At 51.7% G+C, this 9,322-nt stretch carries 9 protein-coding genes; 7 read left to right on the top strand and 2 right to left on the bottom strand.

Annotation, left to right across the window (positions count from 1 at the left end):
• Positions 1-501 (top strand): hypothetical protein (locus LBJ25_07535; GenBank protein ID MDR1453806.1); only part of this gene is annotated, 501 nt, incomplete at its 5' end.
• Between the two features lie 88 nt (positions 502-589).
• Here the strand turns inward: LBJ25_07535 and nadB are convergent.
• Positions 590-2,128 carry an L-aspartate oxidase gene (gene nadB / locus LBJ25_07530; protein MDR1453805.1) on the bottom strand — a complete coding sequence of 513 codons (1,539 nt, stop codon included), beginning with the start codon at positions 2,126-2,128 and terminating at the stop codon, positions 590-592.
• 22 nt (positions 2,129-2,150) lie between these two features.
• Between nadB and LBJ25_07525 the strand changes: the two genes are divergently transcribed.
• From LBJ25_07525 to LBJ25_07500, 6 genes are all read left to right on the top strand, one after another.
• Complete coding sequence (locus LBJ25_07525; GenBank protein MDR1453804.1) at positions 2,151-3,449, top strand: UDP-glucose/GDP-mannose dehydrogenase family protein; 1,299 nt, start codon at positions 2,151-2,153, stop codon at positions 3,447-3,449.
• Between the two features lie 53 nt (positions 3,450-3,502).
• The gene (gene ychF, locus LBJ25_07520) at positions 3,503-4,603 is read left to right on the top strand and encodes a redox-regulated ATPase YchF (GenBank protein MDR1453803.1); all 1,101 of its coding nucleotides are present in this window, start codon (positions 3,503-3,505) and stop codon (positions 4,601-4,603) included.
• Positions 4,604-4,670: 67 nt separating this feature from the next.
• On the top strand, positions 4,671-5,039 hold the full coding sequence (locus LBJ25_07515; GenBank protein ID MDR1453802.1) for a hypothetical protein: 369 nt from the start codon (positions 4,671-4,673) through the stop codon (positions 5,037-5,039).
• A 20-nt stretch (positions 5,040-5,059) separates the two neighbouring features.
• On the top strand, positions 5,060-6,154 hold the full coding sequence (gene aroC, locus LBJ25_07510; protein ID MDR1453801.1) for a chorismate synthase: 1,095 nt from the start codon (positions 5,060-5,062) through the stop codon (positions 6,152-6,154).
• A 197-nt stretch (positions 6,155-6,351) separates the two neighbouring features.
• Positions 6,352-6,951 carry a hypothetical protein gene (locus tag LBJ25_07505; GenBank protein ID MDR1453800.1) on the top strand — a complete coding sequence of 200 codons (600 nt, stop codon included), beginning with the start codon at positions 6,352-6,354 and terminating at the stop codon, positions 6,949-6,951.
• A gap of 64 nt (positions 6,952-7,015) precedes the next feature.
• On the top strand, positions 7,016-7,801 hold the full coding sequence (locus LBJ25_07500) for a hypothetical protein (GenBank protein MDR1453799.1): 786 nt from the start codon (positions 7,016-7,018) through the stop codon (positions 7,799-7,801).
• A 65-nt stretch (positions 7,802-7,866) separates the two neighbouring features.
• Here the strand turns inward: LBJ25_07500 and LBJ25_07495 are convergent, their stop codons facing one another.
• On the bottom strand, positions 7,867-8,982 hold the full coding sequence (locus tag LBJ25_07495) for a glycoside hydrolase family 5 protein (protein ID MDR1453798.1): 1,116 nt from the start codon (positions 8,980-8,982) through the stop codon (positions 7,867-7,869).
• Positions 8,983-9,322 lie beyond the last annotated feature (340 nt).

The following is a 9,322-nucleotide window of genomic DNA, read 5'->3' as shown; positions in this document are numbered from 1 at the left end:
GCGCTCGGCGCGAATAACCAGAGTGTGACTTTGCAAACAGCCAATCTGCCGCCGCACAATCATGGAGCAACGGGGCTGTCTTTATCCGGCCTGTCACTATCCCTACAAGCTGGGGAGGGTGGTTCACATGAACATACCTTAATTGGCACAACAACTTCTACCGGAGGCCACACCCACTATCCGCAACCATTTGATGGGAGAATGAATTTTGATGCTTGTGGCGGCGGCAGTAATGCCCCTGCCGGTATAGGCTATGGAGATAATATGTGGGCTGGGAATACAACAACTTTAACGTTAAGCCCTGTTGGCGATCACGCGCACGGTTTCTCCTCAGACAGCAAAGCTGTTGCCGTTGCGGGGCATACACATACGATTACTGGTAACGCCAGCGGCGGTAATATTGGTGGCACAACAGCCAGTGAAGGCTCCGGCACAGCGATCAGCATCAGCACATTGCCGGTTTATTATAAAGTCATATATATCATCAAAGTAGCGGCATAGGTTTTGCGGAGATTTATGCTATAATTTCCGCATAAATTGCGGAGATTATAACAATGGCAAGATATATTTATGAGCGGCCAAAGGGTTTTTAAAAGTTGTCGGCGCGGGACGCGGAACGCACTATATTTTGCAGAGCGCTGCGACCTAACAATTGGCGGTGCGGATAGTCCGTCCGGTAATGCGCGCCGCGGCTTTCCCGGCGCCGCAGCGCGCCGTTCACGCAGAGTTTGGCGCAAAGCAGTAAATTGTTTTCTTCCGGCGAGCTGTCGGGAAGGCTCTGGAGTTTTTCCCGCGCTTTGGTCAGCCCGGCCTGGTCACGGATAATACCGGCGTGCCGCCACATAATTTCTTGTATGGCCGCGCGATTATTGGCGGACTTATTTATTTTGACCTCGTCAATATTTTCGGCGAAAACTTTTTCGCCGACGCGGTCTCTCCACGCTGTTACGGCCGCGCGCCGCCCGAAAACCAGCCCCTCCAGCAGCGAGTTGCTGGCCAGACGGTTGGCGCCGTGCACGCCGGTCGACGCGCATTCGCCGCAGGCCAGCAGACCGCGGATACTGGTGCGGCCATGAATGTCCGTGGCCACGCCGCCCATAGAGTAATGCGCCGCCGGCACGACCGGCACGAGGTCTTTGGCGACATTGATGCGCAGATCCTGGCACTGCCGGTAGATCGACGGGAAGCGCGCCGAAATGTTTATTGCCGCTGTCGTAAAATCTAGCAACACATGGTCAGAGTTGGTTTTTTGCATTTCCGCGACGATAGCGCGGGTGACTACGTCGCGCGGCGCCAGCTCAGCAAGCGGGTGATAATCTGGCATGAACCGGCGGCGCAGGACATTGCGCAGCACGGCTCCCTCGCCGCGCGCCGCTTCGGAGAGCAAAAACTGGCTTTCGTGCGGACGCGGGTCGTAGAGCGAAGTCGGATGGAACTGGACGAATTCCATGTCGCGGATTTTTGCGCCGGCGCGATAAGCCAGCGCGATGCCATCGCCGCTCAAGCCGGAGAGATTGGTGTTGTATTTAAAGATCTGCACATAGCCGCCGGTCGCCAGGATCGTTTGACGCGCCAGCACGGCAAATTGTTTCCCGTCCTGCCAAAAAATTCCGCCAAGACAGCGGCCGCGCGCCAGCAATAATTGCAGACACTGCGCCGAGGAGTAGGTGGTCAAATTGCCGCGGTCATTTTCCTGTAGATATTGGCGCAGGCCGCGCTCGATCTCCGCGCCGGTGGAATCTCCGGCGTGCAGGATGCGCCGTTGGGAGTGCGCGGCTTCCTGACCGAGGATCAGGCCATTGTCGTCGCGGTCAAAAAACACGCCCATTTCCAGCATTTCCCTGACGCGCGCTATGCCTTCCTTGACCAAAATCCGCACGGCTTTTTTGTCACAAAATCCGGCTCCGGCGTACAATGTGTCGCGGCAATGAAAAGCCGGACGGTCGGTTTTATCCATAACTACGGCGATACCGCCCTGCGCCAGCTGTGTGCTGCTGATATTCGGCGCGCCTTTGTGCGCCAGCGTGACCCGCCCGCCCTTGACCGCTTCCAGCGCGGCGGAAAGTCCGGCAATACCGGCGCCGATGATTAAAACATCGGTTTGCCGCGTGTCTTTTATCCCGCTCATGGTTGTTGTATCATACTCTCCTATGAAACTTTGCGTAATAGGCACTGGCTATGTCGGGCTGGTTGATGGGACTTGTTTTGCCGAAACGGGCAATACTGTGGTCTGCGCGGATACCAATCAGGCCAAAATTGACGCGCTGCTGGCCGGGAAAATCCCGATTTACGAACCCGGGCTGGAGGCGCTGGTCAAAAAAAATGTTGAGAAAAAAAGGCTGTCTTTTTCTCTGGATATTCAGGCCGCGGTGCGGAACGCGGATATTTGTTTTATCTCGGTGGGTACGCCGTCCGGCGAGGACGGCTCGGCTGATCTGCAATACGTGCTGGCCGCGGCCAAAGCCATCGGTGAAAATCTCAACGGCTACAAAGTGATCGTGGATAAATCCACCGTGCCGGTCGGCACCGCGGACAAAGTAAAAAAAGCGATCGCCGCGGAAACCCGGCAAGAATTTGACGTGGTGTCCAATCCAGAGTTTCTCAAAGAGGGCGCGGCGATCGAGGATTTTCTGAAACCGGACCGGATCGTTATCGGCACGGACAGCGGCAGAGCATTCAGGATAATGGAAACGCTGTATGCTCCGTTCGTGCGTACTGGCGCGCCGATCATCCGCATGTCCACGCGCTCCGCCGAGATGACTAAATATGCCGCCAATGCCATGCTGGCCACACGTATTTCTTTTATGAACGATCTCGCTAATCTTTGTGAACTGGTCGGCGCGGATATTGATATGGTGCGGCAGGGACTCGGCTCCGATCCGCGCGTGGGCAAGAGGTTTTTGTTCCCGGGCATCGGCTACGGCGGCTCTTGTTTTCCGAAAGATGTAAAAGCGATCATCCGCACGGCGCAGGAAAACGGCTACGCGCTGGAGCTTTTGCAGGCGGTGGAGAGTGTCAACAAAAAGCAAAAAAAAGCGCTGGTCGCCAAGATAAAGAACCACTTTGGCAGCCTGTCTGATAAGAAATTTGCGGTGTGGGGATTGTCTTTCAAGCCGCAGACCGACGACATGCGCGAAGCGCCGGCGATCACCGTCATTAACGAGCTGCTGAAAAACGGCGCGCGGGTCAGCGTGCATGACCCCGAGGCGCTCAATGAAGCCAGGAGGATTTTTGGCGCGCAGATCGATTATCAGACGGACAATTACGCCGCGCTGGATCAAGCCAGTGCGCTGCTGATTTTGACCGAATGGAGCGAGTACCGCGAACCGGATTTTGCCAGAATAAAAGCCGCGTTGAAAACTCCGGTAATTTTTGATGGGCGGAATATTTACAGCCCCGCACAGATGAAAGAGCAGGGTTTTCAATATTATTCGATTGGGCGGAAATAAATTTACGGAATAATTAAATATCCTGAATTGGAAAAATAAGTTAAAATTGATCTATGGGATTTTCTATCGGTATAGTCGGTCTGCCCAATGTCGGCAAGTCCACGCTGTTTAACGCGATAACCAACGCTGGCGCGGAGGCGTCGAATTATCCTTTTTGTACGATCGACCCGAATGTCGGCATTGTCGAGGTGCCGGATGAGCGTCTCGCGGCGCTGGCGAAAATGCACAATAGCGCCAGGATCGTCCCGACGGCTATCGAGATGGTGGACATCGCCGGTCTGGTCAAGGGCGCCGCGCGGGGCGAAGGGCTGGGCAATAAATTTCTGGCCAATATCCGCGAGGTGGACGCTATCGCCCATGTCGTGCGTTGTTTCGACGACCCCAATATCGTGCATGTCAGCGGCTCCGTCGATCCGCGGCGGGACATCGAGATAATCAATCTGGAATTAATTTACGCCGATTTGCAGACCGCGGAAAAACGCCTCGACGCCGCGCAAAAAAAAGCCAAGTCCGGCAAAGCCGAGGACAAAAAAGAAGTGGCTTTGTTTCAAAAAATTCAGGCGCGGTTGTCCACCGGCCGGCCGGTGCGCGAGCTGGAGTTCAGCGACGAGGAAAAAGAGCTAACCAGGACGGTGCAGTTTTTGTCGGACAAGCCGGTATTGTATGCGGCCAATATTGCCGAGGGGCAAATTAAGACTGCGGAAACGGACGCTTATGTGCAGATCGTGCGCGATATTGCCGTCGCGGAGAACGCGGCAGTCGTGGTCATTTCCACCAAATTGGAAGCGGAGCTGGCCGAACTACCCTTGCAAGAACGCCGGGAATTATTGCGGGAATACGGCCTGCCGGAGTCCGGTATTGAGCGGCTGGCGCGGCAGTCTTACAAATTGCTCGGCCTGCTCACCTATCTGACTTCCGGTGAAAAAGAAACCAAAGCCTGGACGATCAAAAACGGCGCCAAAGCCCCGCAAGCCGCGGGCGTTATTCACACCGATTTTGAAAAAGGCTTTATCAAGGCCGAGGTCATTAACTATGCGCAATTAAAAGACCTGGCCTCTTTGCCCGAAGCCCGCGAAAAAGGCCTGGTCCGGCAGGAAGGCAAAGAATACGTCATGCAGGACGGCGATGTGGTGTTGTTTAAGTTCAATAACTAAACAGAAAAAACCGCTGCAATAGTTCTAGCCAGCTAACGATATTTTTATATATAGAGGTGAACATAATATGGATGATTCAGATTGGTCGTATTATCGTTATTCTGTAGCGCAATACAGCCCGCAAGGTGGCAAAAAACTTTCTGTAGAAGAGGAAAGTCTGGCCAGGGATTTTGCTAAAAGAGTAAGGCAGAAAATTGAAAAGTATGGTCTGGCGGGTAGATTTTTACAAGAGACAGCCAAAATTAACTCAATCCACCGGACGGCAGTGACGTTAAATCTTACGCCAACTATTGGCAATGGAAAATATCTGGTAGAGCTGCAGACGGCGCTGGCGGCCGAAGGCATTGAATCAACTATCAAAAGACAGACGGACGTGGTGTTTGCGCGGCGCTATTTAGAAATAGAGATTAAACTTAATGATCCGAGAAAAAGATAAGAAAATGCTATAATTTAGGTATGTTGCGGCTTTTGACTTCCGGCGAATCCCACGGCCCCGGCCTGACGGCTGTGCTGGACGGTTTTCCGGCGGGCGTGAAGATCGCCAAAAATTTTATCGATGCCGAACTGGCGCGCCGCCAGCAGGGTTACGGCCGCGGCGGACGACAAAAAATCGAAAAAGACGAAGCGCGGATTTTGTCCGGTGTCCGGCACGGTCTGTCGCTCGGCTCGCCGATAACTCTTTTCGTGGAAAACAAAGATTTTCAAAACTGGACGGAGATCATGTCCGCCGAATTGCCGGAAACAAAAACGCCGCCGATAACCAGACTGCGCCCCGGCCATGCGGATTACGCGGGCGTGGTAAAATACGGCTTTGACGATCTGCGCAATGTGCTGGAGCGTTCCTCGGCGCGCATGACCGCGGCACAGGTGGCCGCCGGCGCGGTATGCAAACAATTTCTAGAAAATTTTAAAATAAATATTGCCAGCAAAATTTTGCGCATCGGCGGCCTTGAAAATCGGGCGTTGAGCGGAGTATCCCATGGATACGCTGTCGAAACGCCAATAAAAAACAAAATTGACGAAGCCCGCGCCAAGGGCGACTCCCTCGGCGGCGTGGTGGAATTAAATATTTCCGGCGTGCCAGTGGGGCTGGGTTCTTACGCGCAGCCCGACCGCAAACTGGACGGGCGTTTGGGCGGCGCGCTTTTGAGCCTGCAGGCGGTCAAGGGCGTGGAGATCGGGCTGGGGTTTGCGGCGGCGGATCTGCGCGGCAGTCAGGCGCAGGACGAGATTTTTTACAAGCGCGGCGGGGTCGCGCGCCAGACCAACAATGCCGGCGGCATCGAGGGCGGCGTGAGTAACGGCGAGGATATTATCGTCCGTCTGGCTTTCAAGCCGATACCAACTATCGCCTCGCCGCTCAACACCATTGACTGGAAAACCAAAAAAGCCGCCAAAGCCTTTGTCGAGCGCGCGGACACCTGCGCTGTCGAAGCTGGCGCGGTTGTCGCCGAGAGCATCGCGGCTTTTGTCCTGGCGGAAGCGTTCCTCGAGAAATTTGGCGGGGACAGTCTGGCGGAGATAAAAAAACATTACACGGGCAAAGGTTAAAATTTAGCGATGTTTTTAGATTTAAGCGGTTTGCAAAAAGCTATAAACGCTCTAGCCAGCGCCAAACAATCCTGCGAGCAGAACGCGGATAATCCGACTGTAAAAAACTAATCCCTCTCAAGCCGCGCTAAAAAATTTGCAACAACTTTCTGTAATTAACGATAAACTGGCGGTAAGAAACCAGAGAGGAGTTAGGTATGCAAAAGAAACAGATCAGCGGGATAAAGAGTATGGGTATCAGTGTTAAGCCAGCGGACGAGGTGGCGGCGCCGAGTGTCCTGGATGTGTTTAAGCAAACACTTGAAAACTACGACAGGCCAGCCTTAAAAGAGGCGTTTAGCCCGGACGTATTCCACAGGAAAATCAAAAAGCTTGAGCGCAATCAACGTCTGGATGTAGCTGCTCATGCTCTAGTGCTCGTCGGGGGTTCTATAGGAATTTTGTCTAGTATAGTGGCGGCGCCGACGATTGTTCCTTTACTTGGCCTGTTGCTCACATTATTCGGAGGAGTGAGGGTAGGGAAAATTCTTTGGAAGCAGATTAGGGGTCTAAGACCGGAAAGCTACAAAGAATTAAAAGAAGAACTTAGAAACAATTATATAAATGGCACAACAGATTGCCGGGGGTTTATGAAACAGATAAGAGCAAACATCAGCAGCTATTATTTTCAGAAGGAGACCGACGCGAGAACAAAAAGGCAAGAGGTCTGGAATGCGTTGAGTGAATGTTTTTCTGGACTGGACATTGACACCAAAGAATTGCTGGTGACAGATATTCTTGATGATCTTGGCGGCTAGAAATTCCCGCAGGAACAGCGCCTGCCGGTAACAAATCCGCGCTCTGCGTGATAAAATGTTGTTTATGGATTTGACAGTTAGACAGCGTAAAATTTTAGCCCTTGTGGTCAGAGAATATATCGACTCGGCGGCGCCGGTCGCTTCGGTGGTGATCTGTCAAAAATACCTGGAGGAAGTGTCTTCGGCGACGGTGCGCAATGAGCTGGCCACGCTGGAAGAGCTGGGTTTTTTGACGCACCCCTATACTTCGGCGGGACGTATTCCGACAGATCGCGGCTATCGTTTTTATGTGGACGAGCTGATGGAGGCCTACCGCCTGACCGCGCGGGAAAAAACGCTGGTCGAGCAGCTGCAGATCGCTCTGGGGCGCGATTTACATTCGCTGCTGGATGAAACCATGAAAGCGATTCAAGCGTTGTCCGAAAATTACACGACGGTGCTCAAGACTGATGATCTTTTGCTGAGTGAATTGACCGGCAGCGTGCGGAAGACTCTGGAGCGCGCGCGGCAGGAGTCGCTGCATCTTTCCGGCCTGTCCAAAATGTTTTATGAGCCGGAATTTGAAAATGTGCAGAACATCCGCCGCATGATGGATTTGCTCGATGACAAAACGGAGATAATGCATCTTCTGGACGAACACAGCGGCGGCGAGACCAGCGTCAGCATTGGCGCGGAGCTGCGGGCCGAGCCGCTGAAAGATTTTTCTTTGGTGGCCAAAGATTTTTTTTATAAAGGCGAAAAAGTCGGCTCGCTGGGCATTATCGGGCCGACGCGCATGCGCTACAGCAAGATCACCGCGGCAGTGGACAATATTGCCCGCGCGCTGGATGAGATTTTCGCGGAGCTGTAAATGCTTTTTTCCGAATACGGTGGATGAACTGACCGGCTTGATTTTCGCCTGCGGAATGTATTTTCTTACGGAAATATTTGCTCTCCGCGCTCGTAATGATATTTTAAATAATCCACGACTTCCCGGCCAAAACTATTAAGCAGTGATTCGGTGAATGATACAACGCTGCTGTAGTAATGATCGTCGCTCAACATGTTCGGCGTGTACCAGCCGCAAAAAGCCCAGGCAAAACTATGTAAATTTTTCCCCTGCAGAAACTCCCCGCGCAGTTTAGTCCAATCCGTATCTGGAGAACCGGCGCGGGAGTTTTCTGCTTCAAAGCCCCACTCTGTTACCAGCACTGGTTTTGTATTTTGTAATTCATCAAGCGCCGCTGCCCAAGTTGACGCAGCGTGCAATCCTGTGTATGTATGCCAGGCATATGCTATATTGCTGTCCGGCAGCGGATCACCCTTTATGCCTCTTAGATCAAATGTCCAGTGCTGGCCGGACGCAATGATTATATTTCTTTTATTATTTTCAGGAGCCCTGATGATGTCTATAAGTATTTGCCATTTTGCTTTTAATATGCCCCAATTTGAGGTGTAGGCATTCGGATTATAATTATCCGAAAATGGCTCATTCCACAATTCAAATAAAATTCGGCCGTCTGAAAATTCCGGCTGGCTGGCTATGGTAGTCCAAAAATCCCGCGCTTTATCAAAATCCGCGCTGTACAGTCCATCATACGAATTAACCGAACCATCCACAGGGTGAGCGATTGTGTGATAATCAATAATAACAAATAATCCCGCCGCGAGTGCTTTTTGAACATTTCCTTTCAGGCAATTTAACACGCTGGTTTTATTTTCTGTCCAAAATCTGGAATGCACAGCGATACGCACAGCGTTTGCTTTCAGCGCGTTCCTGATTTCAGTATAATTTGGCGTGGTAAATCCGCCGCTGCTGCCCAGATGATATGGGTCTCCCACATTCACGCCGCGCAGGATGACTTCCTGGAAACCCTGCGTGTTATTGCCGTATTTTATTTTGTTGCCGTCGACCAGCAGATATTTGGCGTCAGATCTGGACGGCGGATCTTTGCCAGAAATATTTTTTTCTGTTTTACCACAGCCGAGCAGCAATATGACGACCAGTGAGAGCCCGCCGAATGCTTTTAAATATTTTCTAAATAGACGCATCTCATTTTGTCCAGATGAATTTATTTTAACATAATTGCTTTATTGCTTTGCTGATATTTTGTATAGAAATTATCCCATGACAAACAGTACAGACCAACGATTGTGTTGCTTCGCCAGCGTATCCGGCAGAATACTGTGCTCCCTGACGGGCTTACAGTCACCGACCGAACTGCGCTTGAGAGGCTGGTCCTGTTTTTGTATTGTATAATTTTTATACACAGCTTATGTATTATTTTTAAACAAATACTGTATAAATTTTATACAGCACTTTGATTTTTGCTGTAAATACACCAAAAATAATCCTGGCATACAATTTTCTATAACTATGGTCAAATTAGCG

This window comes from Candidatus Margulisiibacteriota bacterium, assembly GCA_031268855.1.
GTDB lineage: Bacteria > Margulisbacteria > Termititenacia > Termititenacales > Termititenacaceae > Termititenax.
Note: the sequence above shows the minus strand (reverse complement) of the source record. Positions and strands in the feature narration are given on the sequence as shown.

Excerpts from the sequence above, each read along its gene's own strand:
- LBJ25_07525 (MDR1453804.1), top strand. The coding sequence starts at position 2,151 with ATGAAACTTTGCGTAATAGGCACTGGCTATGTCGGGCTGGTTGATGGG.
- LBJ25_07505 (MDR1453800.1), top strand. The coding sequence starts at position 6,352 with ATGCAAAAGAAACAGATCAGCGGGATAAAGAGTATGGGTATCAGTGTT.
- aroC (MDR1453801.1), top strand. The coding sequence starts at position 5,060 with ATGTTGCGGCTTTTGACTTCCGGCGAATCCCACGGCCCCGGCCTGACG.
- LBJ25_07515 (MDR1453802.1), top strand. The coding sequence starts at position 4,671 with ATGGATGATTCAGATTGGTCGTATTATCGTTATTCTGTAGCGCAATAC.
- nadB (MDR1453805.1), bottom strand. The coding sequence starts at position 2,128 with ATGAGCGGGATAAAAGACACGCGGCAAACCGATGTTTTAATCATCGGC.
- ychF (MDR1453803.1), top strand. The coding sequence starts at position 3,503 with ATGGGATTTTCTATCGGTATAGTCGGTCTGCCCAATGTCGGCAAGTCC.
- LBJ25_07495 (MDR1453798.1), bottom strand. The coding sequence starts at position 8,982 with ATGCGTCTATTTAGAAAATATTTAAAAGCATTCGGCGGGCTCTCACTG.
- LBJ25_07500 (MDR1453799.1), top strand. The coding sequence starts at position 7,016 with ATGGATTTGACAGTTAGACAGCGTAAAATTTTAGCCCTTGTGGTCAGA.